This is a genomic window from Mesorhizobium sp. M8A.F.Ca.ET.218.01.1.1 (assembly GCF_004791165.1).
Taxonomy (GTDB): domain Bacteria; phylum Pseudomonadota; class Alphaproteobacteria; order Rhizobiales; family Rhizobiaceae; genus Mesorhizobium.
In genome coordinates, this window is sequence record NZ_SRUZ01000005.1 from 375,084 (window position 1) to 401,217 (window position 26,134).

A 26,134-nucleotide genomic window follows, 5' to 3' on the forward strand; every position below is an offset into this window, starting at 1 on the left:
TCAACGATGTCAGTCGACCGGGACTGTAGCATGCGGTTTTTCTGGGTCCATCCGATCCTTCCGGCGTGCGGCTCAGATTTTCTTGAGGCAATGCTTCCATCCGTCCGGTCCTGCCGTCGCCATCGGCGCGCGGCGGACTCTTATTCCGTCTCCTTTCCCGTCTCGTACTCCTAGTTCAGCGGCAAACGGCGATATGTCCCGGGCTTGGCCGGGTCGTGATATTTGTTGCACGGGCCGTTCTCGGCGAAGTCGCGATGGCAGGCCGCGAGATTTTTCCGCGACAATGTGACACCGAGACCCGGGCCTTCCGGGACACGCACCGTATTGTTCTCGGGCGAAAACGGCCCTTGCTCGGTGATGTCAATCGGTTGCATGCGAAACAGCGACTGGTTCGGCTCCCGGATCCAGCCGAGCGCCGCGCACAGGTGCAGGTAGGCCGCGCTGCCGATGCCGCTGTCGCCGCTGTAGCACCAGAAATCGATGCCCGCGTGCTCGCAGGCACCGACGAACCGCAGCATCCGGCCGATGCCGCCATGCGCCGTCGGGTTGCCGACGAAAGCATCCGGCACCTTGAGGTCCATGGCGCGCGCAATGTCGATATTGTGGGTCGAGAACGGGATCGAACAATGGCGGCGAAGCTCGCGCATCTCCTCGATCGTCGCCACCGGATCCTCCCAGTTGCGCACGCCGAGATCTTCCAGCGGCCGCGCCAGCCGCCGGGCGGTGGCCAGCGAATAAGCCTGGTTGGAATCGATGCGGATCATCGCATCGTCGCCGAGCTTCTTGCGGATCAGCTCGACCATTCTCAGCGAGACTTTCGGGTCGTCGGTCGAGAACTTGCCTTCGAAGAACGTCGTTCCATGCGTCTCGTGCAGTTCGACGCAATAGTCGGCGACGGCTTCCGGGGTCGTCTCGCCCTTTACACCAGCCCCATTGCCGCGCAGCGAGAAGTAGTCGGTGAACGGGATGTCCTTGCGCACGGCGCCGCCAAGCAATTGGTAGAGCGGCTGGTTCCATGCCTTGCCGCGTAAGTCCCAAAGCGCCAACTCGATGGCGCCGAAGGCCATGATGCGGGCGCGGTCGTTGATCGACTGCACGCCGGTCCAGAAGGGCAGGCTGACATGCTCGGCGCCGGCGATGTCGAAGGCGTCGCGGCCGACCAGCCGTTGGGCGAGACCATCGTTGATGATGGCGGCCGCCGCCGGCGTCGGCGCTTCGCCCAGCCCGACAAGGCCGTCCTCGGTCTCGACTTCGACGATGGTCGGCGAAAAACCGTCGAGTTCGCCGAACACCCAGGCATAGGGCGCTTCGAGGCGAAGATTGATCGGCGTCGCCTTGATGCTGCGGATCTTCACCGGCCGACCTCGAAGAACGGCTTGCCGAGCAGGTCGGGAACGACGTCGATGCCGAGGCCCGGCCCGTCGGGAATGCCCATGCGGCTGCCGGTGACCGGCGGCGCGTTCGACGCGGTGCGCACCGTCACCCATTCATGGAAGGCGATCGCATGCAGCCGCCGCTCCTCCGGCGTCGACAGCGACAGATGCGCCATGGCGGATGTGTCGACCTCGGCGCCGCCGGTGTCCTCGACCGTGATCATGAAGCCGAGATCGACGGCGACGTCACGGATCAGCCGGGTCTTGGTGACGCCGCCGAGCCGCGAAATCTTCAGCGTCAGGCCGTCGGCCGCGCCGAGGCGATGGATTTCCAGCATCGCCTCGAGCGAGGTGACGGATTCGTCGAGCACCATCGGCTTGTCGAGCATGCGGCGCACCGACATGTTCTCGTCGATCGTCGTGCACGGCTGCTCGAACGTGTAGTCGATCGCCCGCGTGGCATCGGCGAACTGCCGCGCCTGGTAGGGTGTCCAGCCGGCATTGGCGTCGCAGAAGATGACCGTGCCTTTCGGTACCGAGGCGGCGACCGCCGTGACGCGCTCGATGTCGTCATGGACATTGCCGCCGACCTTGACCTGCAGCCGGTGGAAACCGTCCTTGACGATGCGCCTGGCAAGTGCGGCCATTTGATCGACCGTGCCATGGGTGACGACCTTGTAGAGTTCCGCCGTGTCGCTTTCCTTGCCGCCGAGCAGCGTCACCAGCGGCACGCCGGCCGCGCGCGCCGCCAGATCCCAGCAGGCCATGTCGAACGCCGATTTGATGTAGGGATGGCCCTTGAACACGGTGTCCATCAGCCGGCCGATGCTGGCCAGCCCGCACGGGTCCTGGCCGATGAGGTGCGGTGCGATCTCCGGCACGCCGGCTCTCGTGCCGGCCGGGAAGGCGGCCGAGTAGAAATTGCCGAGCGGCGCCATCTCGCCCCAGCCGGTCAACCCGCTGTCGGAGGTGATGGACACGATCACGGCGTCGAAGCAGTCGGCCACGCGCCCCTTGGACATGCGGTAGGGGCCGTCCACGAAGGGCTGCACGACGTGATAGGCTTTGATGGTTTCGATCTGCACGTGGGTATCCATTGTCCGCGATGATGGGAGGGATCAGGCGCCTTTCGACGGGCGCCGTTCAAGGCCGCGCGCATAGGCAAGAAGCTCTTCGAAATCGAGGTCGATATGCTCGCGGGCATGGCGCTGGGCGGCACGCATGTCGTCGCCCTTGAGCAGCGCCACATAGGTCTCATGGACATTTTCGGCCGGCACGGCTTCCTTGCGCGCCTGCTGGTGCAGGGCGAAGTACATCTGCAAACGGCTGGTCAGCCTTTGCCAGGTTTCCAGGAGCACCGAATTGTCGGCCCATTCATGGATCAGGCCATGCAATTGCAGGGCGGTTTCGATCTGCCTTGTGGTGTCGCGGTCGCGCGTCGCCTGTTTCACCGCCTCGTGGCGCCGGTCAAGCTCGTCCAGGAAACGCTGGTCGCGCTGCTTCCACATCCGCTCGATGGCGAACTCGTCCAGCACCTTGTTGAGTGAATAGGCATCGTCGATGTCCTTGGCGGTGACATTGATGACGAAGGTGCCGGCATAGGGGATGCTGGTCAGGATGCCTTCCTGCACCAGCTCGCGCATCGCCTCGCGCAGCGGCGCGCGGCTGACCCGCATCTGTTCGGAAATCCGGAGCTCGTTGAGCTTCTGGCCGGGTTCGAGCTGACCGGTCAGGATCGCGCGCCGCAGCAGTGCCACGATTTCGGCACGGCGCGTCGTGTCGGCAATCGGGCTGAACTCCGTCTTCACCATCCGGCCACTCCAGCGAGAACAGAAGGCAAGACAATCAGATTGTCGACAATCTAACAAGAGGCCATGCTCGAATTTCTGAGCTTTGCTTGGCAGCCCGGCCGGCTGGGCTGAATCAAGCCGCGCGGCCATAAAAACCGACACGCTCCTCATCGCTGAACATCACGCCCGGCTTCTCATAGTAGGAGAACACCGCGATCATCCGTTCGCGGTCGCCTTCGACCGTGGTGACGCGATGCGCGGTGTTCTTGCCGCGAAACACGTTCAGCGTACCGGGCTTCATGCGCAGGACCCTGGCTTCGGGATCGCGCCCTTCGAGCAGTCTGGCAACGCCGTCATAGTTTGGATCCTCATCCGATCTGAGATCGGTGCGATACTCCAGGTCGCCGCCGTGCTCCGCCTGTTGCAGGAGCAGCGTGGTGGTGAATTCCGAACGGTCGAAGTGCCAGTTCAGCGCTTCGCCGGCGCGATAGGCCATCACATTCGTGCGTGCCAGCGGATCCTGCATGACATGCAGCCTGGCCTTGCCCATCGTCGCGGCGAGGAAACGCACCAGCGGTTCGTATTCGTAGATCGCCATCACCGTGCTGCCGGGAATCTGGTCGGCGCAGACGGTGTGGCTGATGGTTTCCACCTTGCGCAGCGCCGGGTGGTCGGGTGCCAATTCCGGAATGCTGGGCTTGAAGTAGATGTTGTGCAAACGCTTGTGGACATGGGACCGCGCGTCCATGACCGGCTTGATTTCCCGCACCGCTTGTTCGGCGATACCGGGCCGCAGAAAGCCCTCGAGATTGAACATGCCGTCGGCTGCGAGCGCGGCGAGCGACTGCTCGACGAGGCGATCCCATTCGGGGCTGCCTTCGCGATCGAGCGGATAGCGGTCGAGGTCGAGAATGTCTTCCATGTCGTATGCTCCAATCGGGAAGCTCCAAGGTTGGGCACAGAAGACGGCAAAAAATTCTTTCTCTCAACGTGGAAAATTATTAGGATTGGCCAAGAAAAACTTCTGGAGGCTGATGTGGACCGGCTGCCGCCGTTGAATGCGATCAAGGCCTTCGAGGTCGCCGCCCGCGCCGGCAGCTTCACACTGGCCGCGAGCGAGCTTGGCGTCTCCTCGGCGGCGGTCAGCCAGCAGATCCGCAATCTCGAAACCTGGTTCGGCAAGCAACTGTTCGTGCGCACCGGCAATCGCATCGCGCTGACCGACGCCGGCCACGCCATCTATCCGCAGACGGCGCGTGCGCTCGGTGACATTGCCGCCATCGGCCAGCGCATGCTCGAAGGCGGCCTGAGGACACGGCTTGTCGTCAGCGTGCCATTCTCGCTGGCCGAACTGTGGCTGGCGCCGAGGCTGGCCGTGCTCCTCGAGGCCTTCCCGCACATGGCGATCGACGTGCGTGCCGAGGATGATCCGATCGATCTGATGCGCCAGAACGTCGACCTGCGCATCAGCTATGGCGACTATCACTATCCCGGCCTGCGGATGGTCCGCCTGGTCCATGACGATGTGCTGCCGGTCTGCGCGCCGGACTTCTGGCAGCGGCACGGCAATGGCGATACGGGCCTCACCGATCTGCATGAGAGCCTGTTCATCCACACCAATTGGGGGCCGAACTATGCCTCGCACCCGAGCTGGGCCGATTGGTTCGCGGCATGCGGCGGCAACCGGTCGCCCGACCCGTCGCAGGGGCGCCGCGTCGGCCTCTCAAGCCTGGCGATAGCCTCGGCTCGGTTGGGCCTCGGCATTGCCCTTGGACAGCGGGTGATGGCCCAGGCCGATCTGGATGCGGGCCGGCTGATTGCGCTTTCTTCCGTCTCGGTGCGCCTGGGGCACCCCTATTGCGCCTTCATGCCGCCGGCAAAGGCCGATCGCGCCGACGTCGCCGCTCTGGTCGGTCTGCTCGTGAAAACGGCGCCCGCGACCTGAGAAAGGGTCGAGGGCGCCGCGCGGAAACCGGGCCTGCGGGGGAGTCAGGTAGCCGGTTTCTGTGGGAGGGGCGAAATCGGCATTCCGGGGCCGATCTTCTGCAGATTGCCTGTGATCACCTGGTCGCCTTCGGCGACGCCGCTGAGGATGGCGACCATGTCGCCGCTGGTCGGCCCAAGCGAAACCAGCCGCTGGTCGACCGTATTGCCCTTGCCGACGACGTAGAGATATTTGCCGAGCTGGCTTGATCCCAGCGCGACCTGCGGCACCATCAGCGCGTCGGGCTGTTGTTTGACGTGCAGCCGCACGCGAACATACTGGCCTGGCAAGAGCGTGAACTTGGCGTTGCCGATGGTGGCGCGTGTGGTGATCGTGCCGGTCGAGTGATCGATCGTATTGTCGATGAAGGTGAGCTCGCCCTTCTGGTGGGCTTCGGTCTCACCCGGAAGCAGGACCTCGACCTCGATTGGGCCGGCAGCACGCGCTTCCTCGATCTGCGCCAGATCCGTCTCGCTTGGATTGAAGGTGACGTAGATCGGATCAAGCTGCACCAGCGTGTTGAGCACGGTGCCGGCAACGCTGACCAGCGTTCCCACGGAGGCCTGGTTGCGGCCCAGGCGTCCGGGGAATGGCGCATGGATTTCAGCGTAGCTCAAATTGAGCTCGGCCGTGCGCACGGCGGCCTGGTTGAGCGCCAGCGACGCCTGCGCCTCGCGCAAGGTGCTGGTGCGCTGGTCGAAGCTGTCCTTGTCCAGGTAACCGCTCTTGGCAAGCTCGGTACCGCGGCCGAGATTGGAACGCGCATAGTCGAGCGTCGCCGTATCGCGCTGCACCTGGGCCTTCGCCTGATCGAGCGCGGCCTGGAAGTCGTCGGGCGAGATCTTGTAGAGCGTGTCGCCCTGCCGCACATCGGCGCCGTCTTGCGCCGTCTGTTCCTGCAGGTAGCCAGGGACGCGCGCCTGCAGCGTGATGCTGCGGATCGGCTCGGTCCGCGCGGCATAGTCGAGGTAGATCGGGATCGTCTTCTTGACGACGCTCGCCACCGGCACCGGCATGACGAACGCGGCTGGAGCGGGCGCGGCCCCGGCCGTGCCGGCATTCAGGCTGAGATTGCCCATGTCCAGCAGGTGGACGCTGGCCACCGAGATCGCACCCAGCGCGACAGCCGTTCCCAACGCGATTTTCCATTTACGCATGATGATTCTCCAATCTTATTCGGCCGCTTCCGCCAGGGGAGGGAAGGCGGGTTTGGCCGTTGGTTCAGTGTGTTGAGAGGCGGGCTCGTCGCCGCCGCGCCGTTCGCGCAGCTGTTCGATGACCGCGTAGAAGACAGGCACGAACACCAGCGACAGGATGGTCGCCGCGACCATGCCGCCAAACACGGTGGTGCCGATCGACTGACGGCTTGCGGCACCCGCGCCGGTGGCGATCATCAGCGGCACCACGCCGAGGATGAAGGCAAACGCGGTCATCAGGATCGGCCGCAGTCTCAGCCGGGCGGCCTCCATCGATGCCTCGACGATGGTGAGGCCTTCCTCGCGCCGCCGTCTTGCGAACTCGACGATCAGAATGGCGTTCTTGGCCGCCAGGCCGATCAGCATGACGAAGCCGATCTGCGAATAGACGTCGATCTGCATGCCACGCACCCAAAGTGCGGCGAACGCGCCGAACAGGGCGAGAGGCACGGCCAGCAGCACCATGAACGGCATCGCCCAGCTCTCGTACTGCGCCGCCAGGATCAGGAAGACGAAGACGATGGCGAGGGCAAACACAACCGACGCGATCGATCCAGCCTTGAGTTCCTGGAAGGTGATGCCGGTCCATTCGAAACCGAAATCCCTGGGCAGCGCGGTCGCCGCTGCCCGCTCCATGGCGGCGACCGCCTGGCCCGACGAATAACCGGGCGCGGCGCCGCCATTGATGGTGGCCGAGGCGTTGTTGTTGTAGTGCGGCACGGTTTCCGGGCCGACGAACGGCACGAGCTTGCCCAGCGTGCTGAGCGGCACCATGCCGCCGGAGGCATTGCGCACATAGAGCCGTGAAATATCGGCGGCACCCGCACGAGAATCCTTGTCGGCCTGGATGGTCACCCGGAAGGTGCGGCCGAACAGGTTGAAGTCGTTCACGTAGAGCGAGCCGAGATAGATCTGCAGCGTGTTGAAGACGTCGGGCAGGTTGAGGCCGAGCAGTTTCGCCTTGGCGCGGTCGAGATTGTAGTTGAACTGCGGCGTCGAGGTCGAGAACGGCGAGAACAGCTGCTGCGGATTGATTTCCGGTTGCTTGCGCGCCTCGGCGATCACCGCTTGCGTGGCGTCGTTGAGGGCCGTGCTGCCGCGGCCGGTGAGATCCTCGACGACGAATTCGAAGCCGCCTGTCGTACCGATGCCGGGGATGGACGGCGGATCGAAGGAGAGCGCGAAGGCCTCCGGGATCTGCAGCAGCTTCATGCGCACGTCGGCGACCAACTTGGAGGCGCTCTGGTCGGGACCACGCTGTTCCCACGGCTTGAGGATGGCGAACTCGACGGCCGAATTCGACTGCGCCGCGCTGGTCAGGAAGTTCAGGCCGCTGATCGAGCCGACGATGTCGACGCCGGGAGTCGCCTGCAGGATGTCGCGCGCCTTCTGTGCCACCGCATCGGTGCGCTCCAGCGAAGCGCCGTCGGGCAGCTGGATGACGACGAAGAAATAGCCCTGGTCCTCGACCGGAAGGAAGGTCGAGGGCAGCTTCTGCCAGACGAAATAGGTGGCGACCAGGCCGGCCGCGAACAGGCCAAGCATGATCCAGCGCAGCCGGATAAGGATGCGCACGCCATGGGCATAGGCATGCGACAGCCTGTCGAAGCCTGTGTTGAACCAGCGGAACAGGAAGAATTGCGTCTCCCCGCGATGGCGCAGGAAGGCAGCGCTGAGCGCGGGACTGAGCGTCAGCGAGTTGAATGCGGAGATACCGACGGAGATCGCCACCGTCAGCGCGAACTGGTTGTAGAGCTTTCCGGAGACACCGGGAATGAAGGCGACCGGCACGAACACGGCCATGAGCACGGCGGTGGTCGCAATGATCGGACCTGTCACCTCGGCCATGGCGGCTTTTGTCGCCGCCAGTGGTTTCAGCCCGGCTTCCAACTGTCGCTCCACATTCTCGACCACTACGATGGCGTCGTCGACGACCAGACCGATCGCCAGCACCATGCCGAGCAGCGAGAGCATGTTGAGCGAGAAACCCATCATCTCCATGATGACGAGCGTCGCCACCAGCGACACTGGAATGGCGATGGTCGGAATGATGGTCGTGCGCCAGCTCTGCAGGAAGATGAACACCACCGCCACGACGAGCACCAGGGCTTCGCCGAGCGTGATCAGCACGTCATGCATCGAGGCCGAGACGAAGCGCGTCGTGTCGTAATGCATCGCATAGTCGACGCCCTTGGGAAAACGGGCCGACAGTTCCTGCATCTTGTCCTTGACGCGCTGCTGCAGATCGAGCGCGTTGGAGCCGGGCATCTGATAGACGGCGAGCACCACTGTCGGGTCCTTGCCGAAGAAGGCAGAGGACGAATATTGCAGGGCGCCAAGCTCGATACGGGCGACGTCGCGCAGCCGCACCAGCGAACCCGTATCCGTGTTGGCACGCACGACGATGTCGCCGAATTCCTTCGGATCGCTCAACCGGCCGACGGCGTTGACCTGCATCTCGAAGGCAGTGCCGGCGGGCGCCGGCGATTGGCCGATCTTGCCGGCCGCCACCTGCACGTTTTGTTCGGCGATGGCGTTCTGGACGTCGACCGCGGTGATGCCGAGATTGGCGAGCTTGTCCGGGTCGAGCCAGACGCGCATCGAATAGCGCCGTTCGCCGAAGATCTGCACGTCGCCGACGCCAGGCAGCCGCTTCAGCGGATCCACCACCTGCAGATAGGCCAGGTTGGAGAGCGCCACCGGGTCGACGGAATGGTCGGGCGAGGTCAGGTTGACGATCAGCACGAAGTTCGGGTTCTGCTTCTTGATCGTCACGCCGCCCTGGTTGACGATCGCCGGCAGCGAGGATGCCGCCTGCGAGACGCGGTTCTGGACGTCGACAGCGGCAGTGCTCAAGGAATAGCCGACATCGAAGGTGATGGTGATGGTCGACGAGCCGTCATTGGAACTCGTCGACGACATGTAGGTCATGCCTTGCACGCCGTTGATCTGCTGCTCCAGCGGCGTCGTCACGGTGTCTGCCACCACTTGCGCGCTGGCGCCCGGATAGTGGGCACTGACCACGACCTGCGGCGGCGTGATGTCGGGAAACTGCGAGACGGGCAGCAGGAAATAACAAATCGTCCCGGCGAGCACCATGATGATGGCGATCGCAGAGGCGAAGATCGGACGATGGATGAAGAAGTTTACCACGACACGCACGCCTCTCCAGCCGCTCTTACCCGCCCGAAGGCGTTGGCGACCCTGGACAACTGGCCATGCCCGTCACGGGACATTTCCCGTGAACGCAGCAACGGCACCCCCCGACGCTGCCCATCGGCAAGCGAGCGCAACATGTTCTCGAAGGCGCGGGGGTCGACCCCATCTGCTTTCATGACCAGCCGGATCATCGGATCCCGGACGGCCTCATCTATGGTAAGATCGCGGCGCTGTGGCATTGGCCGGCTCCTTGTCTGTCGATTCGCAGCCCATGCTCACGAACCGTTTTTCATCTCTTCACCGGCCGAAGCCGCATGATTGGCAATCTTTTCGTCCATCTCGATCTGGTAGGACCAGTTCACGACCTTGTTATTGACGACGGACGCTATAGGTGTTACCAGTAAGTAACATGCTGGAAGTTACAGACCGGTAACACCCTAGTCAAGAGGTGGCCGAGGGTTTTTTGGAAACGAAAGGAGATCATGATGACAGACGGCGTCGTGGAGCGCTCTCGTCCCCGGGATCGGATTCTGGAGACGGCGCGTGACATGTTCCATAAGCACGGCATCAAGGGCGTCGGCGTCGACGCCATCACCGAGGCTGCCGGCACGAACAAGATGACGCTCTATCGTCACTTCGAGTCCAAGGACGAACTGATCGTCGAATGCCTGCGCGCCAACGCCTTGAAAGCCGGCGCGATGTGGGAAACGTTCGAGGCCGAGCATCCGGGCGACAAACTCGCCCAGCTTCATGCCTGGGTTCGCAAGGCCGCCGCCATGCTCAACACCGATGGCCGCGGCTGCGACATGGCCAATGCCGCCGCCGAACTGACCGAACCTGATCATCCGGCAAGGCGCGTGATCAAGGAGCTCAAGGAAGCCCAGCGCGAACGCCTGGTCGGGCTCTGCCGGGATGCCGGTATCGGCCAGGCCGAACTTCTCGCCGATACGCTGTCGCTGCTGTTTGAAGGCGCGCGTGTCAGCGTGCAGACCGTCGGCGCCGAAGGCCCCAGCACGCAGTTCGTGCGTATGGCGGAAGGGCTGATCGTTTCCTTCAGGGGAACTGCAGCAAACTGACACCTGCCGGACTGCCAACGATCCATGCGATTCCGTGACCGGGAAGGAGGTGGCGTGGCGGCGTCGCGATTGCTGCCGATCGGAACGAAAAAAGCCCGCTGCCGGGAGGAGGTGGCAGCGGGCTCGATTTCGAATGTGGCGCGGGAGGAGGTGCGCCCCATTCAGCGTCGGCATCGCATCTGGGAGGAGTAGATGGCCGACAACCAGAAACTACGAATTGCCCAATGATTCGGCAACAATGAATTGTGCATAGCTGCTGTGCAGATTCGCCGTGGCGCCGCGCGAATTCGGGAAAGTGGGCCTCACTGCACCGGCACGTTTTCCCGGAAAATCAGTCGCGGCTCGATGAATTTGCGTGTGAGATAGGGCGCCGATGAGGCGATCGAGCCGAGCAGTTGGATGACCGACTGCTCCGCGATCAACCTGGCGTTCTGGTCGATGACGACGTCGGTGAGGTCGTCGACGAGATAGCCGCGCGTCTCCCTCGTCAGGTCGTGGCAGATGAACACCGGCTTGCGGTTGGGCCTGGCTTCCCGGATCGCCTTGGCAATGCCGGAGCGCCCGGCGCCGACGCAATAGATGCCGAGCAGTTCCGGTTCGTTGCGCAACGCCTTCATGGTTTCCGCATAGCTGGCATCGGGTTCGTCATTGATCTCGACGGCGCTGCTGACGGTGAGATTGGGAAATTCCTCGCCGAGCACCGAGCGGAATCCCATCTCGCGCTCTTCATGGCCGCGATAGGAGCGCGAGCCGACGACCATCGCCAGCCGCCCCTCGCGTCCGCCGAGGAAGCGTCCCATCAAAAGGGCCGCCGTCCGTCCCGCCATGCGGTTGTCGATGCCGACATAAGCCGAGCGCGGTGCGGCCGGAATATCGGATACCAGCGTCACCAGGCGGATGCCGGCCTCGACGATGTCGCGCAGGATGTTGCGTGTCCTGGGATGATCGACCGCGATGACACCGACGCCATTGGCCCGCAGCGACAATTTTTCGACCGCTGTCTGCAGGGCATTGGGCGAGATGCCGGCGAGATTGTGGATCCGGCAGGATGCCACCAGCGGCAGGCGTGAGGCATAGTCCTCGATATGCTTTGCCAGATCCTGCATGAAGGCGTTGCTGCCGATCGGCAGGAAGAATTCGAGGTTTGCGGGCTTCGAGGGAAGCGTCACCTGGTCGGCGATAGGCAGATAGCCGAGCTGCTTGGCGGCCTCCATGACGCGTTGCCGGTTGGCGGCACTCGCTCCGGGCCGATTGTTGAGCACCCTGTCGACCGTGGCGGTCGACAGCCCGCAGGTCCTGGCGATGTCGGAGACGGTGGCCTTCATGCCGCGACCCTATATGCCGATGCTCCCTCAGTGCCCCGGCTTGCCATCGGCGAGGGCGTCGCGGATGTCCTTTTCCGACATGCCGGTGATGATGCGCTCGACTTCCGTCACGGTCGTCGTCTTCGGATCGATGTCGTCGGCGACCACCTTGCCCCTGCGCATGACGACGATGCGGTCGACCACCTGGAAGACATGGTGGATGTTGTGCGCGATGAAGATGCAGGAGTGGCCAGAATCACGCGCGTTGCGCACGAAGCTCAGCACGCCTTGTGTTTCGGCGACGCCGAGATTGTTGGTCGGCTCGTCGAGGATGATCAGGTCGCTGTCGAAATGCATGGCGCGCGCGATCGCGACCGCCTGGCGCTCGCCGCCGGAGAGCGAGCCGATCGGCGTCGTCGGCGGGATGTTCTTGGAGATGCCGACCTGTTTGAGCAGATCGCGGGCGACCGTGTTCATCGCCTCCTGGTCCATGCGGTTGAGGAAGCGCGGCGGCTTGATCGGCTCACGTCCCAGGAACAGGTTGCGCGCGATCGACAGTTGCGTGACCAGGGCGGAGTCCTGATAAATGGTCTCGATGCCGTGGGCGATGGCATCGCTGGTGCTGCGCAAGGTGACCTTCTTGCCGCGGATGAAGATGTCGCCGCTGGTCAGCGGCACCGCGCCGGAGAGAACCTTGATCAGCGTCGATTTGCCGGCGCCATTGTCGCCCAGCAGGCCGACGATCTCACGCTCGTTGACATGGAAATTGGCGTCCACCAGCGCCTGCACGCGGCCATAGGACTTGCGGATGTTCTGCATGCGGATCAATGGCTCGGCCATGGTTCAAGTCCCCGCCTGGTGCCGGCGTTCCAGCCACGAATGCAACGCCATCATGCCAAGGATGATCGCGCCGATGAAGATGTTGTAGGCAAGCCCGGGCACGCCGATCAGCACGATGCCGTTGCGCATGACGCGCAGGATCAGGATGCCGAGCACGGTGCCGATGATGGTGCCGCGCCCGCCGGTCAGCGCCGTGCCGCCGATCACCACCATGGCGATCACCTCCAGTTCGTAGCCGCTGCCGCTGTTGGGGTTGGCGGCGGATGTGCGCAGTGAGGAAATGACGCCGGCAAGCGACGCCATCAGCGAAGACAGCACGAACAGGCCGACCTTGACGCGGTTGACATTGACGCCACGGGCGCGCGCCGCGTTGGGATTGCCGCCGGCCGCCTGGATCCAGTTGCCGGTCCGGCTTTGCGTCAGGACATAGCCGAGGGCGATCGCGGCGGCGATGAACCAGAACAGCGACATGTAGATGCGGAACGGGCCGATGAAGAAATCGCCGACCAGCGCCTCCGCCAGCCAGCTGCCCTCGGCGCTCCAGGTGCGCTGCGGAAACCCGTCGGTGATGAAAAGCGCGCTGCCGCGCACCACCAGCAGCATGCCGAGCGTCACCAGGAAGGACGGGATCTTGAGCCGCGTGACGAACCAGCCATTGACCAGGCCGATCAAAGCGGCAACCACCAGCGCGACGACGAAGCCCATCTCCAGCGAGGTGACGCCGGCATTGAACAGCGTCCACATCAGCACCGGCGAGAAACCGAACAGGGACCCGACGGAAAGGTCGAATTCGCCCGACGTCATCAACAGCGTCATCGCCAGCGCGATCAGGCCGAGCTCGACGGTGAAGGCCAGCGTGTTGGAGATGTTCTGCGGCGACAGGAAGTCGTGGTTGAAACCCCAGAAAACGGCGATCTCGGCGATGAGCAGAACGAAGGGTCCGAATTCCGGCCGCGCGATCAGGCGTTGGATGAGCGAATGATTTTCCACTGGGAACCCGCGACATGGTTGGAACGGGCCGCGACCTCCACCGCATCGGGTGGACATGCCGCGGCGCAGGAAGATAGCTGGCGCCGCGCGAGATGCGCGGCGCCAGGGATCGCGGATTATTTGCCGGACAGGATCTTGTCGTAGACCGCCGCGGTGTCCTTCTCGTAGAGCGCGCCGGTGATGACGTTGAAGCCCGGGGGAATGCCGCTGGCCGCCATGTTGGCGAGCGACAGCGCGACGTAGCTGGTCGCCTGCGGGTCCTGCCACTGGCCGGCATTGACGTAGCCGTTCAGCACTTCCTGGGTGGTGTCGAGCGAGTTGCCCCAGCCGACGACCGGGATTTCGCCCGGCTTGACGCCGACCTGGTCGAACACGCGCTTGATCGAGCCGGTGACGAGGTCGCCCAGGCCGATGATGGCGTTGACCTTGCCCTTGTGGGCGGTGAGGTAGTCGACCATGCGGTTGATCACCTCGGCCTGGTCAAGCGTCGCTTCGGTCACCTCATAGGTGATGCCGAGCGGGCCGAAGACGCTCTTGATGCCTTCCTCTTCCTGCACGCCATAGGTGGCGCCGGGGATCTCGACCGGCATCCAGACGAAGTCGCCCTTCTTCACAAGACCCTTGTCGACCAGATATTGGGCCCAATGCTTGCCGAAGGTGACGTTGTCGCCGCCGACATAGGCGTTGAAATTGGCCTTGGGATCGGGCGTGTTGAAGTTGATGATCGGGACGTTGGCCGCGCGCGCTTCCTTGACGATCTCGACAAGGCTGCCCGGATCGGGGCTGGTGGTGACGATGCCGTCGGCCTTGGCGGAGAGGGCGGCGCGGACCGCTTCCTGCTGCGAGGCGACGTCGCCATTGTGGAAAGAGGTGTTGACGGTGTTGCCGGTGTCCTTGGCCCATTGCTTGGCGCCGGCGAGGAAGTAGGTCCAGACCGGGTCGGCCGGCCCGCCATGTGAGATCCAGTAGAACGTCTTGGCCTGCGCGGCTGCCGGAATGACCGTCAGCGCGACCAGCAGGCCGTAGAGCACAAGTCTTAGTCTCGTCAGCATGTGATTTCCTCCCGGTTGAAGATGATCCGTCCCTTGTTCCGGCTTCGGCCGGATTGCGTCTTTTGCCAGCGCCGCTCGGATGCCTAAGAGCATTCCCTTTTTCGGCGGATGGCAAGCCTCCATCTGCAGATGTAGTTGGCGCCTGACACGGCGCCATCAACGACCCCATCAGATCGCATCAGTTGGGATGATTTTTTCCAGGCAGTCGGATGATTGTCGCCGAGGCGCAGCCCGGCGGACTGTCCCGATCATGTTTGGGCGGTCACTTGGGGCGAAAGCCCCTGAAGAACCACTTAGAGCAGGCCGGCTTTGGCGAGGTCGCGCATCAAATGGCTGGCGCCGTAGGTCCAGTGCGGGCAATCAGGCGACAGCCGCACGCGGTTGACCAGCGCGCCGAATTTTTCCGACGAGATGGTGACGATGTCGCCGACCTTGTGCGTGAACCCCTTGCCCTTTTCGCCGCGATCCTTCGATGGCACGAACATCGTGCCGAGATACAGCGCCAGCCCGTCCGGATACTGGTGGTGCGGCCCCATGGCCGCGGCAACCAGTTCCTCCGGCGAGCGGCTGATCTCGGCCATCGAACTCGCCCCCTCCAGCGAAAATCCGTCCTCGCCCTCGACCTTCAGGCGCACGACGGCCTGCTTCACCTCGGCGATGGAGAACGTGTCGTCGAACAGCCGGATGAAGGGGCCAAGCGAAGCCGAGGCGTTGTTGTCCTTGGCCTTGCCGAGCAGCAGCGCCGAGCGCCCTTCGACGTCGCGCAGATTGACGTCGTTGCCGATGGTGGCGCCGACGATCCTGCTGCTCGAGGCGGCGATCATGGCGATCTCCGGCTCCGGATTGTTCCAGGTCGACACCGGGTGGAGGCCGACATCGGCGCCGAAGCCGACCGAGGCCATGGGCTGGCACTTGGTGAAGATCTCGGCATCCGGGCCGATGCCCACTTCCAGATATTGCGACCACGCGCCGCGCGAAATCAGCTTGGCTTTGATCTCCATCGCCTCGGGCGAACCGGGCTTGAGCTTGGAAAGGTCGTGGCCGATCAGGCCGGCAATGTCGGCGCGTATGGCGTCGGCCTTTTCCGCCGAGCCGCGGGCCTGTTCCTCGATCACCCGTTCGAGCAGGCTGACTACGAAAGTGACGCCGGATGCCTTGATCGCCTGCAGGTCGACCGGGGATAGCAGAAAGGGTTTTGCCGGATCGCGCGTGGCTTCGAAACTGTTGGCCGCGATGTCGCTGACAGAACCGATGGGAGTGCCCTTGGCCGAGCCCACATGGCCGGCCGGATCCGCCAACTCGCAGACGTCACGGACGGTAGGCGCCGCGCTCGAGGTGATGTCGAAGACGGTGCCGTCACGCACGGTGACCACCATGGGATGGGAGACATCGCCGCTCCTGGCGCGCCCGACAAACAGGCCTTCGGAGGGCAGATGTGTCGGATTGGTCATGAGTTGGGTTCCTCGAATGGATCGAAAATTCTGGCCGGATCGGCGCGGCACTTTCACCGGATTCCACTCAAAGGTCTATCCCGTCCGGGGGCAAATTCGAGCTGCCATAACCGGTTCTTCATTGAAGCCGTTCCTTCAGAAATGTGAAATCCGCGTCGGGTTTTATTGCCGACGGCAACTGTACCTCAAATGCGAGATCGCCGTTCACAGCAGCGCAGTACTCTGAATCCGCTTGACAGTTTCACAAATATGAAAAATCCTTAGTCAATTTCAAAAGCCTGGGACGGGCAGGTCGATGTCGACCCTAGTTGCAGCACATGTGCCAGAGACCCGGGCTTCATCGGGCTTCCGGTTCGCCATGTTGCTGCCCGGCGCGCTGGTCACCTTCCTGCTGATCCTGTTTGCGCTTGGCCTGGTGCTTTTCCTCGCCTTCCGCGGCAATGACGGGTCGCTGCTTGGCGCCGGCTTCAGCCTGGCCAACTTCATCACCGTGGTTTCCGATCCGCTGTACTGGACGGTCACGCTGCGCTCGCTGATCATCGCCGCGCTGGTCACGCTGGCCACGGTCGTAACTGCTTACCCCGTCGCCTACTATCTTGCCTTTCACGCCGGCCGGCGACGCGGTCTGCTGCTGTTCCTGGTCACGCTGCCGTTCTGGACCAGCTATCTCCTGCGTGTCTTCGCCTGGAAGATCGTGCTGGCCTACAATGGGGTGTTGAATTCGGCGCTGATCGAAAGTGGCATCTGGTCCGAGCCGACACTGGCCTTCCTCAACACGCCGGCCGCTGTCGTCGTCACGCTCGCGCACGCCTATGCGCCGTTCGCCATCCTGCCGATCTATGTGGCGCTGGACACGATCCCGAAATCGTTGATCGAGGCCGCTTCCGATCTGGGCGCGAGGCCGTTCACTTCCTTCCGTCGGGTCGTGTTGCCCAATTCGATGCCGGGCGTGCTGGCCGCCGCGCTTGTCGTCTTCGTGCCGACGGTCGGCGACTATGTCACGCCGGCCATGGTGGGCGGTCCGGCCAGCACCATGATCGGCTCGCTGATCCAGTCGCAGTTTGGCAAGGCCAATGACTGGCCGTTCGGCGCAGCCCTTTCGGTCTGCGTCATGCTGGTCATCCTGCTCGTGGTACTGGTCGCGCGCGGCGCGGACCGCCGGTTTGGCAGCCGCACATGAAAACAGGGCGCGCCAGCATGAAACGGGATGGCCGCTGGCTCGGCCTCTATGTGCTTGCCTATCTGATCTTCCTTTATCTGCCGGTCCTGCTGATCCCGCTGTTTTCCTTCAACGATTCCATCCAGGCCGCGTTTCCGCTGCAGGGCTTCACGCTGCAATGGTATGCCACGCTCTACGGCAATCCGGCACTGTCGGGTGCGCTCGTCAACAGTCTCGTCATCGGCGCCATCGCGGCCTCGGGCGCCACGCTGTGCGGCATCACCGTGTCCTATATGGATCTCTATGGCCGCTCGCCGCTGGCCGCCACCATCAGCGCCATCGCGCGGCTGCCGATCCTCATTCCTGGCGTCATTGTCGGCATATCGCTGCTGATCCTGGTCAACCTCGTCGGCCTCGGACCGTCGCGTGTCGCCATCGTGCTCGGCCATATCCTGGTCGCGTTGCCGACCACCGTGGTCGTCATGCGCAGCCGTTTCGCCGCCATCCCCAGGACGGTTCGCGAGGCGGCGCTCGACCTCGGCGCCTCGGACTGGATGACCTTCCGGCGCGTCATGCTGCCGCTCAGCCTGCCGGCCGTGCTGTCGGCCTTCATGCTCGCCTTCCTGATCTCCTTCGACGAGTTCATCGTCGTCTTCTTCCTGGCCGGCACCGAGCCGACACTGCCGCTCTACATCTGGAGCCAACTGCGCTTTCCCCGCTCGCTGCCGACCGTCATGGCGCTCGGGACGGTGATCCTGGCCGTGTCCTTCATCATCGCTGGCACCGCCGAAATCCTGCGCCATCGCGGGCTTGGCGCCGTACGCCGCAATCCAGCCTGAAGCACAACAACGAGAGAGGAGAACGAAAATGACATTCCACCTGAAATCGGTGTCGGGACACAAGGTCCGCGCCGGCCTCGCGGCATTGGCGCTCGCACTGTCGTCGACCGTGGCGCTCGCCGCCGAGAAGCTGCAATACTTCACCTGGTCGGGCTATGAGTTGCCCGATTTCAACAAGAGCTTCCTTGCAGCGCACCCCGATGGCGTCGAGGCCTCGATCTTCGGCGACGACGATGATGCCTTCACCAAGGTCAAGGCCGGCTTCCGGCCCGACATCGCGCACCCCTGCTATGACAAGGTGGCGCGCTGGAACAAGGAAGGCCTGCTGCAGCCGATCGACACCAAGCGCATCAAGAACTGGGATTCGATCTTCCCGGTGTTCAAGAACCTGCCCGACCTGCAGGCCGGCGACGGCAAGGTCTGGATGGTGCCATGGGACTGGGGTAACACCTCGATCCTCTACCGCACCGATCTGGTGAAGAACCCCGAGGAGAGCTGGAACCTTCTGTGGGACAAGCAATATGCCGGCCGTATGGCGACCATCGACGCCGTGCATGACACCCCGATTGTCGCGGCTCTTCTGGCAGGCGTGAACCCCTTCGACATGACACCGGAGCAGATGGACAAGGTCGCGGCAAAGCTGCGCGAACAGCGCCCGCTGCTGTCGAGCTACACCACCGACATGACCTCGGTCGAGCAGGCCCTGGCCAGTGGCCAGTTGGTCGCCGCCATGACCTGGAATGCATCGGCCACGTCGCTCAAGAAGCAAGGCGTGCCGGTCGAGTTCATGAAGCCGAAGGAGGGTATGCTGACCTGGGCCTGCGGCTTCGTCATGCTGAAGGACGCCAAGAACGTCGATCTCGCCTATGACTTCATCAACAGCCGGCTCGACGCTGACTCCGGCAAATTCCTGATCCAGTCCTACGGCTATGGCAGCTCGCTCGGCACCGCTTTCGCCGGCGTGCCGAAGGACGAATTGGAGAAGCTGCAACTGCCGTCCGACCCCGAGGTGATGCTGAAGAGCACGATCTTCACCGGGCCGATGAAACAGAACGACGATATGGCGAAGATGTTCGAGAAGGTGAAGGCTGGCGGGTAAGCTACGGCCTTCCCTTCTCCCCTTGTGGGAGAAGGTGTCGCCGAAGGCGACGGATGAGGGGTGCTCCAGCTTGGCGCCGGCGGCGATCTGTCACTCACCCCTCAACCGTCTCGGCGCTACGCGCCGATCCACCTTCTCCCACAAGGGGAGAAGGAAGAAGCAAACGAGGACTTGCACATGGACATGCTTGACGAGGCCGCCGAAAAACCGAAGGACGATGCCGACGTTCGCGTCGGCCGGCGCGTGCGGGCGCTCAGGCTCGAGCGCCGCCTGTCATTGGCCGATCTCTCGGCAAAAGCCGGCATGTCGATCGGCGCGCTGAGCCAGATCGAGCGCGGCATGTCCTCGCTGCGCGTCAAGGTGATCTGGCCGCTCGCCGCCGCGCTCGACATCGAGCCGTCAGCGCTGATCGCCGACGGCAACGATGCGGTCAATGATCTCTATTGCGTGCGCGCCGACAAAAGGCGGCAGATCCCGGTGAAATCCGAAGGCATCGCCAAGGCGCTGCTGTCGCCGCCCGGCGCGACGCTGACCGGCATGCTGGTGACGGTGGAAGCCGGTGGCGGCACGGCGGAAGCCTACGCCCATGCCGGCCATGAATTCGGCTTCGTGCTTTCGGGCGAGGTCGAACTGGTGGTGGATTCGACAAAATACGGGCTGAAGACCGGCGACAGTTTTGCCTTCAAGAGTACGCTTTTGCACGCCTTCCGCAATCCCGGCGCGGAGCAGTGCCAGATCCTCTGGGTCAACACCACGAAGCCGTCCGAGGTTCGCGATGGCGCCTGATCCACTCGTCCGGCTGCAGGCGGTTTCCAAGGTTTTTCCAGGTGGCATCGTCGGACTCGATACCGTCGATCTCGACATTGTCAGCGGCGAATTCATCACGCTCCTCGGGCCGTCCGGCTGTGGCAAGACCACCAGCCTGCGTGTGATTGCCGGCTTCGAAAGCCCGTCGAGCGGCGAGGTCTTGCTCGACGGCCATGACATCACGGCCCTTCGGCCCTTCGAGCGGCCGGTCAACACGGTGTTCCAGGACTACGCGCTGTTTCCGCACATGAACGTCGCCGAAAATGTCGGCTTCGGCTTGTCCCTGCGAAAACTCACCAGTGCCGAGCAGGCAAAGCGCGTCGGCGAAGCCCTGGAGATGGTCGGTCTCGCCGACAAGCTTCGCGCTCGCGTCCTGGAACTGTCGGGCGGCCAGCGCCAGCGTGTCGCGCTTGCCCGCGCCATTGTCTGCGAGCCGCGCGTGCTCTTGCTCGACGAGCCGCTGTCGGCGCTCGACGCGCATCTGCGCGAACAGATGCAAGTCGAGTTGAAGCGGCTGCAATCGCGGCTTGGCACCACCTTCGTGATGGTCACTCACGACCAGACCGAGGCGCTGTCGATCTCCGATCGTATCGTCGTCATGAACAAAGGCCGCATCGAGCAGATCGCGCCGCCGGCGACCCTCTATGACCGGCCGGCCACGAAGTTCGTGGCGAGCTTCATCGGCACCATGAATCTCCTGCAATCACGTTTTGTCGGCCGGGATGGCCACCGCCTGCGTTTCACCGCCGGCACCTTGCCGCTGGAGGCCATGTCCGAAACCGGCCAGTCGCCCGGCGAAGGCGAGGTCCGCACCATAGGCGTGCGCCCGGAGGATTTGCTGGCGGCCGCCGAGGCTGCGCCCGGCACGGCGCCGGCGCGGGTCAACAGCATCGTCTTCCATGGCCGCACGTTGCGCCTGCATGCCGAACTGGGGCAAGGCATGCCCGTTGTCATCGACGCGCCCCGCCAGGCCGAGGGGTTTCAATTCAGCGCCGGCGACGTGGCGCACGTCAGCTTGCGCCGTGGCGCCAACTGCCCCATGCTGCCCAGCTAGCCTCATTCAACTGCGCAAGGTCGCCCGCACGGCCGTGGGGTTGGCCTGATCGATATGTGGACGAACGACCAAGGAAACTAAGTAGGAATTGACTAATGTAGGAAGACATTCCTAAATTAGTTGATGCCGGAATTGAGCACCCGACCGCGCCGAAATGTGCAAACCCTATGCCTCGCGCACGAAGTCGGGCAACTCATTCGTGTCCGATGCCGGCACTGCAACATCACCCGGCATTATCTGCCTGGCGATCTCGCGAAGCTTGTCGGTGACATTCCCTTTTGGGATGTCGAACGGCATATGCGGTGCGAGCGCTGCAAGCTTCGCGAACTTGATGCCGACATAATTTTGCCGAGTGCTGCGGAGCGCTTGAAAATTCGTGTGAGACGCCTTGTCGAAATCCGCATGGTTCGCCGTGTGATATGGCGAGACGAGGAATGAGGAACGCGGCTATCCCTTAGCCTAGAACAGAGATCCTTGCGCCGGTGCCTGCTGCGGAAACTTGATTTGTGTGGCTGGCTTCTCAACGATCACCAACGCGTTGTCTGGTGCTGTTCGCTGCAAATGCCGTGCTTCTGCCCAAGGTGCTGTAAGCCAGGCCTCGGTCTCCTCCGACGTGGTCAGGATTACGGGCATAGCCTTCTCATGGATCGGCGCGATCAGGGCGTTTGGCTTGGTTGTCATGAAGGCGAATAACTCGAAGTCGCCGGGTCCGTCCTTGACCTTTCGAATACCCTGCCAACGGGTCCAGAATCCGGCGAAGAAGAACAGCGGTCGGCTATCGTCACGGGCAAACCAGTAGTTGCGTTGGATGCCGGTTTCTGGGTCCTTGTCACTCGGTGTCGGGCTGGGTTCGGCAAAACTGGTGACCGGCACGACGCATCTATGCTCGACCCCGACAAACTGTTGCCAGTGCGAATATTGTGGATTGCGAACGTTGGTCGTGCCGTAGTCGGCCTTTCCCTTCATGCGCTCAGGTGGCGTTGGCAACCCCCAAAGCAGTCTGGCCAGCTCACGCTTCCCGTCTGCCGTGTTGCGGACGACGGGGCCGGGCTGATTGGGATAGATGTCGACGGATGGTTCAAGGTTGCCGCTGATATCGCGCAGTGCGCGCGTCCATTGGCGGACCGCCTCTTGTGTCGTGGTGATGTTGTAGAGGTTACACATGCACCCAGCATCGCGGAATTGGCGTGCCTCTGCAACCAAGGCTGCTGTCCGCGCTCCTGCAATCGCCGTCACACCACCGCGCTATATCGATCGTCCTGACACAGCTTGTCAGCTGTCATGCGGGCAAAGGTGGCGGGCCGGCGATCACCCCCCTACTTCGAGTGCGTCTGAACAGGAGGAACCCACATGACCATCGCGGAAATTGCCAAGGATTTCACCGAACTGCTCAAGCAGGGTAACAACCAAGGTGCCGCCGAAAAGTACAATGCCGATGACATCGCCAGCTACGAGGCCATGGAGGGACCGATGGCGGTCAGCCATGGCAAGGAGGCCCTCAGGCAGAAGAGCCAATGGTGGCAAGAGAACCACGAAGTCCATGGCGGCTCCGTCGAGGGGCCTTATGTCAACGGCGACCAGTTCGCGTTGCGCTTCACGTTCGACATAACGCCGAAGGCCACCGGCCAGCGCGTCACCATGGATGAGGTTGGCCTGTACACGGTCAAGAACGGCAAGATCGCCGAAGAGCGTTTTTACTACTGAGGTCGGAAACACAGCTGGCTTTCCGGAGTCCGCGCTCTTCGCCGCGAAGGCGGAGATCAACATGGCGGCCAGCGATGCCCTGGCCGCCACCCAGGAAGCTCAAATCGTCTTCACATATTGCGCAAGCTGATCGGCTACCGTGCCCCAGCCGTCGAAGAAACCCATCTCTTCATGGTTGTCGCGGGTCGCCTCGTCGCGGTGGATGGCGGTGGCGGTGTAGCGCGTGCCCCGGCCATCCGGGTGAAGAGAGATGACGGCGGTGATGAAGGGCTCGCCTGACGGCCGGTAACCCGGCAGCAGCGCATCCGTCCACACCAGCCGCTCGTTCGGCACGATCTCCAGATAGCAGCAATGGCGGTCGCTGACCTCCTTGCCGTCGCGCGACTGCATGCGTGTCCGGAACAACCCGCCTGGCCTGAGGTCGATCTCGCAGTCGGTGATCACCCATGGTTTTGGTGTGAACCATTGCCTGACATGCTCCGGCGTCGTCATGGCGCGCCACAACAGTTGGTGCGGCGCGTCGAGCACGCGCTCCAGCACGAGGTCCAGCCTGGGATCCGGCTTGAAGGGATAGCTCATGTTTCCTGCTCCTTGAGTGTCATCACATAGGCGTCGAACTGGTCGAGGCGGCGCTCCCAGAGCGTGCGCTGCTCAGCCAGCCAGCTTTCGGCGAGCTTCAATGGCTCGGGCGCAAGCTCGTAAGTCCTGACCCGGCCGGTCTTCTGCGACCGAACCAGCCCGCAGCCTTCGAGAATCTTGAGATGGTCGATGAAGGAAGGCAGGGCCATCTCGAAAGGCTGTGCCAGTTCGCTGACCGAAGCGGGGCTCCTGTTGAGTCGCTCGACCACGAGCCGCCGTGTCGGGTCGGCAAGCGCGCGGAAGATGCTGTCGATCGGCGGGGGGATCGGATTTGCGCTCTGGAGGCTGGTCATCGATGGTCCTGGGTCGTCAAAAGTGGTCATTAATACTTAGGTAAATTCCTTAGTGTTTGCAAGCGGCAAATTTCACGAGCTTCTGGCAAAGCGGGAAGGGCGGTTCTAGGTTGCGAAACGGATTCGACGGTCAGCCCAAAGGAAGCACGTCTTGACGATCACCATGTACGGCATCACCAATTGCGACACGATCAAGAAGGCGCGCGTCTGGCTGGAGAGCCATGACGTTCCCTATCGCTTCCACGATTACCGGGCCGAAGGCATCGAGGCTGACAGACTGAATGGCTGGGTTGGCAAGGTCGGTTGGGAAAAGCTGCTCAACAAGGGCAGCACGACCTTCCGCGAACTGCCGGACAAGGACAAGGAAGGGCTGGATGAGAAGAAGGCGAAGAAGCTGATGTTGGCCAAGCCGACCATGATCAAGCGGCCGGTACTTGAAGTGGGGGATCGGGTGCTGGTTGGGTTCAAGGCGGATGTTTATGAGGAGGCTGTAAAGTAAAGTTCGTTAAGCGCGGCACCCTATGCCGTCGTCATCCTAGGGCGGAGCAAGGAGCGAAGCGACGCGGCGCAGACCCTAGGATCCATGCCGTGACGCTAACGTGCTGCAGCGGTTGAGAATTCTGCCCCGTCGCGTCCTTCGATGAAAGTCACGGCATGGATCCTCGGGTCAAGCCCGAGGATGACGAAGCAGGTATTTCGCCAGCGCCACCGCGTTGTTGTGCGCCTCGTCATGGGCGCCGTAGAGAAGCGTTACCTTGCCGTCGCGGAGCAGGGCGCGCAAACTCGCCAACGCCTCTTCATTCCGATCCAGTTCGAGAAAATACCGCTTCTGAAATTCCGCCCAGCGCTCCGGCTCATGCCCGAACCATTTGCGCAGTTCGTCGCTCGGCGCGATCTCCTTCAGCCACAGCGTCAACGCGGCATCCTTCTTGGCGACGCCGCGCGGCCATATCCGATCCACCAGCACCCGCTGGCCATCGGCCTTCCCGGGTGCTTCGTAGACGCGCTTGACCGCGATATCGAAGGCCATCACACCTCCGCCGGCTAGAGCCCCTGGGCCCACTCACCCTTGCGCATCACCGGCACGCGGCTGCCATCCTTGGCGACGCCGTCGATGTCGATCTTGTCCGAGCCGATCATCCAGTCGATGTGGATGAAGCTCTTGTTGCCGCCGCGCGCCGCGATTTCGTCCTGGCTGAGCGAGGCGCCGTCGACGAAGCACTTCGAATAGCATTGGCCGAGCGCGATATGGCAGGCGGCGTTCTCGTCGAACAGCGTGTTGAAGAACAACAGGCCGCTGGCCGAGATCGGCGAGGAATGCGGCACCAGCGCCACTTCGCCGAGGCGGCGCGCGCCTTCGTCGGTGTCGAGCACTTTCTTCAGCACGTCCTCGCCCTTCGAGGCCTTGGCCTCGACGATCCGCCCGCCCTCGAAGCGCACCGAGATGTCGTCGATCAGCGTGCCCTGGTAGGACAACGGCTTGGTCGAGGAAACATGGCCCTCGACCCGCCTCGCATGCGGCGTGGTGAAGACTTCCTCGGTCGGGATGTTGGGATTGCAGGTGACGCCGTTCTTGGCGGTCGAGGCGCCGCCCATCCACTCATGGCCGTCCGCCAGCCCGACAGTCAGGTCGGTGCCGGGTCCAGTGAAATGCAGCGCATGGAAATCGTGGCCGTTCAGCCATTCAGTGCGGCCGCGCAAGGCCGCATTGTGCGCCTTCCAGTTGGCGATCGGGTCCTCGACATCCACACGCGAGGCGGCGAAGATGGCGTCGGCGAGTTTCGCCACCGCCACGTCGTCGGCGTCGCCGGGGAAAACCTGCCTGGCCCAGGCCAGATCCGGATAGGCGACGATGTTCCAGTTGATGTCGAAGCCGGTGATCTTCTCCAGCGCCGGCTGGTAGGCCATCGAATTGGCCTTGTTGGCGCGCGCCACCTTCGCCGGATCCTGCGCCGACAGCAGCGACGGATCCTCGCCGCGTACGGCGAGCCGGGCGGCATTGTTGGAAAAGGCCTTCGCCATGCCTTCATAGAGCCAGCCGGCGGCGCGATCGAAGCCGGCATCGGCGCCGAAGCGGTAGCGCGCCAGCGTCATCTCGTCATCGTTGAAGATCGGCGTCACCAGCCCGGCGCCGGCCTTGTAGGCGTGCTCGACGATGCGCCTGGTCAGCGGCAGCGCCGCGATCGACGATGTCAGTACCAGGTCCTGTCCGGGCTGCAATTGCAGCCCGACCTTGATGGCGACTTCCGCCAGCCTGTCGAGCTTCACCGGGTCGATCGTTGCGGAAACGCCGCGCGAATGTGTGGTCATGATCCTGCCTGTCGT

Annotated in this window: 26 protein-coding genes; 9 read left to right on the forward strand and 17 right to left on the reverse strand. The window is 63.2% G+C overall.

Annotation, left to right across the window (positions count from 1 at the left end; genetic code table 11):
* Positions 1-170 precede the first annotated feature (170 nt).
* The 4 genes from EN861_RS20450 to EN861_RS20465 all read right to left on the reverse strand — a co-directional run bounded on the left by EN861_RS20450 (position 171) and on the right by EN861_RS20465 (position 4,085).
* Positions 171-1,355 carry a mandelate racemase/muconate lactonizing enzyme family protein gene (locus tag EN861_RS20450; RefSeq protein WP_127873049.1) on the reverse strand — a complete coding sequence of 395 codons (1,185 nt, stop codon included), beginning with the start codon at positions 1,353-1,355 and terminating at the stop codon, positions 171-173.
* A complete protein-coding gene (locus EN861_RS20455; protein ID WP_127873050.1) occupies positions 1,352-2,458 on the reverse strand; it encodes a mandelate racemase/muconate lactonizing enzyme family protein in 1,107 nt (368 codons plus the stop codon). Before EN861_RS20455 ends, EN861_RS20450 begins: the two co-directional genes overlap by 4 nt.
* Positions 2,459-2,491: 33 nt before the next feature.
* Positions 2,492-3,184, reverse strand: a complete 693-nt coding sequence (locus EN861_RS20460; RefSeq protein ID WP_127873051.1) for a GntR family transcriptional regulator — start codon at positions 3,182-3,184, stop codon at positions 2,492-2,494.
* Between the two features lie 112 nt (positions 3,185-3,296).
* Positions 3,297-4,085: a 2OG-Fe(II) oxygenase gene (locus EN861_RS20465; RefSeq protein ID WP_127873052.1), complete on the reverse strand. Its 789-nt coding sequence runs from the start codon at positions 4,083-4,085 to the stop codon at positions 3,297-3,299.
* 114 nt (positions 4,086-4,199) lie between these two features.
* On the opposite strand from EN861_RS20465, the gene EN861_RS20470 reads away from it, so the two are divergent.
* The gene (locus EN861_RS20470) at positions 4,200-5,108 is read left to right on the forward strand and encodes a LysR substrate-binding domain-containing protein (RefSeq protein WP_127873053.1); all 909 of its coding nucleotides are present in this window, start codon (positions 4,200-4,202) and stop codon (positions 5,106-5,108) included.
* A gap of 44 nt (positions 5,109-5,152) precedes the next feature.
* Here EN861_RS20470 and EN861_RS20475 read toward each other — a convergent pair whose 3' ends face one another.
* Positions 5,153-6,304, reverse strand: coding sequence for an efflux RND transporter periplasmic adaptor subunit (locus tag EN861_RS20475; RefSeq protein ID WP_127279204.1), 1,152 nt, complete (start codon positions 6,302-6,304; stop codon positions 5,153-5,155).
* A 15-nt stretch (positions 6,305-6,319) separates the two neighbouring features.
* Complete coding sequence (locus tag EN861_RS20480) at positions 6,320-9,496, reverse strand: multidrug efflux RND transporter permease subunit (protein ID WP_135865418.1); 3,177 nt, start codon at positions 9,494-9,496, stop codon at positions 6,320-6,322.
* A 491-nt stretch (positions 9,497-9,987) separates the two neighbouring features.
* Between EN861_RS20480 and EN861_RS20490 the strand changes: the two genes are divergently transcribed.
* The gene (locus EN861_RS20490) at positions 9,988-10,578 is read left to right on the forward strand and encodes a TetR/AcrR family transcriptional regulator (protein WP_127278974.1); all 591 of its coding nucleotides are present in this window, start codon (positions 9,988-9,990) and stop codon (positions 10,576-10,578) included.
* 302 nt (positions 10,579-10,880) lie between these two features.
* Here the strand turns inward: EN861_RS20490 and EN861_RS20495 are convergent, their stop codons facing one another.
* The 5 genes from EN861_RS20495 to EN861_RS20515 form a co-directional block, all read right to left on the reverse strand.
* Positions 10,881-11,903, reverse strand: a complete 1,023-nt coding sequence (locus EN861_RS20495) for a LacI family DNA-binding transcriptional regulator (RefSeq protein ID WP_127278975.1) — start codon at positions 11,901-11,903, stop codon at positions 10,881-10,883.
* A 27-nt stretch (positions 11,904-11,930) separates the two neighbouring features.
* Entirely contained in the window at positions 11,931-12,722 is a 792-nt protein-coding gene (locus EN861_RS20500) for an ATP-binding cassette domain-containing protein (RefSeq protein ID WP_127278976.1), read from the reverse strand.
* Positions 12,723-12,725: 3 nt separating this feature from the next.
* On the reverse strand, positions 12,726-13,712 hold the full coding sequence (locus tag EN861_RS20505) for an ABC transporter permease (protein WP_127278977.1): 987 nt from the start codon (positions 13,710-13,712) through the stop codon (positions 12,726-12,728).
* A 116-nt stretch (positions 13,713-13,828) separates the two neighbouring features.
* Positions 13,829-14,764 (reverse strand): substrate-binding domain-containing protein, encoded by a 936-nt coding sequence (locus tag EN861_RS20510; protein ID WP_127278978.1) that lies wholly within the window; start codon positions 14,762-14,764, stop codon positions 13,829-13,831.
* Between the two features lie 293 nt (positions 14,765-15,057).
* The gene (locus tag EN861_RS20515) at positions 15,058-16,215 is read right to left on the reverse strand and encodes a fumarylacetoacetate hydrolase family protein (RefSeq protein WP_135865253.1); all 1,158 of its coding nucleotides are present in this window, start codon (positions 16,213-16,215) and stop codon (positions 15,058-15,060) included.
* Between the two features lie 295 nt (positions 16,216-16,510).
* On the opposite strand from EN861_RS20515, the gene EN861_RS20520 reads away from it, so the two are divergent.
* The 5 genes from EN861_RS20520 to EN861_RS20540 all read left to right on the forward strand — a co-directional run bounded on the left by EN861_RS20520 (position 16,511) and on the right by EN861_RS20540 (position 21,173).
* On the forward strand, positions 16,511-17,395 hold the full coding sequence (locus tag EN861_RS20520) for an ABC transporter permease (RefSeq protein WP_127873059.1): 885 nt from the start codon (positions 16,511-16,513) through the stop codon (positions 17,393-17,395).
* The gene (locus EN861_RS20525) at positions 17,392-18,213 is read left to right on the forward strand and encodes an ABC transporter permease (RefSeq protein WP_189343683.1); all 822 of its coding nucleotides are present in this window, start codon (positions 17,392-17,394) and stop codon (positions 18,211-18,213) included. Before EN861_RS20520 ends, EN861_RS20525 begins: the two co-directional genes overlap by 4 nt.
* Before the next feature lie 28 nt (positions 18,214-18,241).
* Positions 18,242-19,312, forward strand: a complete 1,071-nt coding sequence (locus EN861_RS20530) for an ABC transporter substrate-binding protein (RefSeq protein ID WP_135865258.1) — start codon at positions 18,242-18,244, stop codon at positions 19,310-19,312.
* 177 nt (positions 19,313-19,489) lie between these two features.
* A complete protein-coding gene (locus EN861_RS20535; RefSeq protein WP_127278569.1) occupies positions 19,490-20,098 on the forward strand; it encodes a cupin domain-containing protein in 609 nt (202 codons plus the stop codon).
* Positions 20,088-21,173 (forward strand): ABC transporter ATP-binding protein, encoded by a 1,086-nt coding sequence (locus EN861_RS20540; RefSeq protein ID WP_135865260.1) that lies wholly within the window; start codon positions 20,088-20,090, stop codon positions 21,171-21,173. The genes EN861_RS20535 and EN861_RS20540 overlap by 11 nt, the downstream gene beginning before the upstream one ends.
* Positions 21,174-21,338: 165 nt before the next feature.
* Here the strand turns inward: EN861_RS20540 and EN861_RS36655 are convergent, their stop codons facing one another.
* Together EN861_RS36655 and EN861_RS20550 are read right to left on the reverse strand one after the other, a co-directional pair.
* Positions 21,339-21,470 carry a hypothetical protein gene (locus EN861_RS36655; protein WP_272483024.1) on the reverse strand — a complete coding sequence of 44 codons (132 nt, stop codon included), beginning with the start codon at positions 21,468-21,470 and terminating at the stop codon, positions 21,339-21,341.
* A 162-nt stretch (positions 21,471-21,632) separates the two neighbouring features.
* On the reverse strand, positions 21,633-22,337 hold the full coding sequence (locus EN861_RS20550; RefSeq protein WP_135865420.1) for an SOS response-associated peptidase: 705 nt from the start codon (positions 22,335-22,337) through the stop codon (positions 21,633-21,635).
* Positions 22,338-22,523: 186 nt separating this feature from the next.
* Here EN861_RS20550 and EN861_RS20555 point away from each other — a divergent pair, with 186 nt between their 5' ends.
* The gene (locus tag EN861_RS20555; protein ID WP_127873064.1) at positions 22,524-22,877 is read left to right on the forward strand and encodes a SnoaL-like domain-containing protein; all 354 of its coding nucleotides are present in this window, start codon (positions 22,524-22,526) and stop codon (positions 22,875-22,877) included.
* A gap of 99 nt (positions 22,878-22,976) precedes the next feature.
* On the opposite strand, the gene EN861_RS20560 is transcribed toward EN861_RS20555, so the two are convergent.
* Positions 22,977-23,456 (reverse strand): SRPBCC family protein, encoded by a 480-nt coding sequence (locus tag EN861_RS20560; RefSeq protein ID WP_135865262.1) that lies wholly within the window; start codon positions 23,454-23,456, stop codon positions 22,977-22,979.
* Positions 23,453-23,809 (reverse strand): metalloregulator ArsR/SmtB family transcription factor, encoded by a 357-nt coding sequence (locus EN861_RS20565; RefSeq protein WP_135865264.1) that lies wholly within the window; start codon positions 23,807-23,809, stop codon positions 23,453-23,455. The genes EN861_RS20560 and EN861_RS20565 overlap by 4 nt, the downstream gene beginning before the upstream one ends.
* Positions 23,810-23,960: 151 nt before the next feature.
* Here EN861_RS20565 and EN861_RS20570 point away from each other — a divergent pair, with 151 nt between their 5' ends.
* Positions 23,961-24,308: an ArsC family reductase gene (locus tag EN861_RS20570; protein WP_127873067.1), complete on the forward strand. Its 348-nt coding sequence runs from the start codon at positions 23,961-23,963 to the stop codon at positions 24,306-24,308.
* Between the two features lie 168 nt (positions 24,309-24,476).
* Here EN861_RS20570 and EN861_RS20575 read toward each other — a convergent pair whose 3' ends face one another.
* Together EN861_RS20575 and EN861_RS20580 are read right to left on the reverse strand one after the other, a co-directional pair.
* Positions 24,477-24,839: a DUF488 domain-containing protein gene (locus EN861_RS20575; protein ID WP_135865266.1), complete on the reverse strand. Its 363-nt coding sequence runs from the start codon at positions 24,837-24,839 to the stop codon at positions 24,477-24,479.
* A 14-nt stretch (positions 24,840-24,853) separates the two neighbouring features.
* On the reverse strand, positions 24,854-26,119 hold the full coding sequence (locus tag EN861_RS20580) for an aminopeptidase (RefSeq protein WP_127873069.1): 1,266 nt from the start codon (positions 26,117-26,119) through the stop codon (positions 24,854-24,856).
* Positions 26,120-26,134: the final 15 nt, after the last annotated feature.

Excerpts from the sequence above, each read along its gene's own strand:
- EN861_RS20560 (WP_135865262.1), bottom strand. The coding sequence starts at position 23,456 with ATGAGCTATCCCTTCAAGCCGGATCCCAGGCTGGACCTCGTGCTGGAG.
- EN861_RS20465 (WP_127873052.1), bottom strand. The coding sequence starts at position 4,085 with ATGGAAGACATTCTCGACCTCGACCGCTATCCGCTCGATCGCGAAGGC.
- EN861_RS20475 (WP_127279204.1), bottom strand. The coding sequence starts at position 6,304 with ATGCGTAAATGGAAAATCGCGTTGGGAACGGCTGTCGCGCTGGGTGCG.
- EN861_RS20525 (WP_189343683.1), top strand. The coding sequence starts at position 17,392 with ATGAAAACAGGGCGCGCCAGCATGAAACGGGATGGCCGCTGGCTCGGC.
- EN861_RS20550 (WP_135865420.1), bottom strand. The coding sequence starts at position 22,337 with ATGTGTAACCTCTACAACATCACCACGACACAAGAGGCGGTCCGCCAA.
- EN861_RS20580 (WP_127873069.1), bottom strand. The coding sequence starts at position 26,119 with ATGACCACACATTCGCGCGGCGTTTCCGCAACGATCGACCCGGTGAAG.
- EN861_RS20490 (WP_127278974.1), top strand. The coding sequence starts at position 9,988 with ATGACAGACGGCGTCGTGGAGCGCTCTCGTCCCCGGGATCGGATTCTG.
- EN861_RS20565 (WP_135865264.1), bottom strand. The coding sequence starts at position 23,809 with ATGACCAGCCTCCAGAGCGCAAATCCGATCCCCCCGCCGATCGACAGC.
- EN861_RS20575 (WP_135865266.1), bottom strand. The coding sequence starts at position 24,839 with ATGGCCTTCGATATCGCGGTCAAGCGCGTCTACGAAGCACCCGGGAAG.
- EN861_RS20530 (WP_135865258.1), top strand. The coding sequence starts at position 18,242 with ATGACATTCCACCTGAAATCGGTGTCGGGACACAAGGTCCGCGCCGGC.
- EN861_RS20500 (WP_127278976.1), bottom strand. The coding sequence starts at position 12,722 with ATGGCCGAGCCATTGATCCGCATGCAGAACATCCGCAAGTCCTATGGC.
- EN861_RS20460 (WP_127873051.1), bottom strand. The coding sequence starts at position 3,184 with ATGGTGAAGACGGAGTTCAGCCCGATTGCCGACACGACGCGCCGTGCC.
- EN861_RS20555 (WP_127873064.1), top strand. The coding sequence starts at position 22,524 with ATGACCATCGCGGAAATTGCCAAGGATTTCACCGAACTGCTCAAGCAG.
- EN861_RS20535 (WP_127278569.1), top strand. The coding sequence starts at position 19,490 with ATGGACATGCTTGACGAGGCCGCCGAAAAACCGAAGGACGATGCCGAC.
- EN861_RS20510 (WP_127278978.1), bottom strand. The coding sequence starts at position 14,764 with ATGCTGACGAGACTAAGACTTGTGCTCTACGGCCTGCTGGTCGCGCTG.
- EN861_RS20495 (WP_127278975.1), bottom strand. The coding sequence starts at position 11,903 with ATGAAGGCCACCGTCTCCGACATCGCCAGGACCTGCGGGCTGTCGACC.
- EN861_RS20540 (WP_135865260.1), top strand. The coding sequence starts at position 20,088 with ATGGCGCCTGATCCACTCGTCCGGCTGCAGGCGGTTTCCAAGGTTTTT.
- EN861_RS20515 (WP_135865253.1), bottom strand. The coding sequence starts at position 16,215 with ATGACCAATCCGACACATCTGCCCTCCGAAGGCCTGTTTGTCGGGCGC.
- EN861_RS36655 (WP_272483024.1), bottom strand. The coding sequence starts at position 21,470 with ATGCCGTTCGACATCCCAAAAGGGAATGTCACCGACAAGCTTCGCGAG.
- EN861_RS20520 (WP_127873059.1), top strand. The coding sequence starts at position 16,511 with ATGTCGACCCTAGTTGCAGCACATGTGCCAGAGACCCGGGCTTCATCG.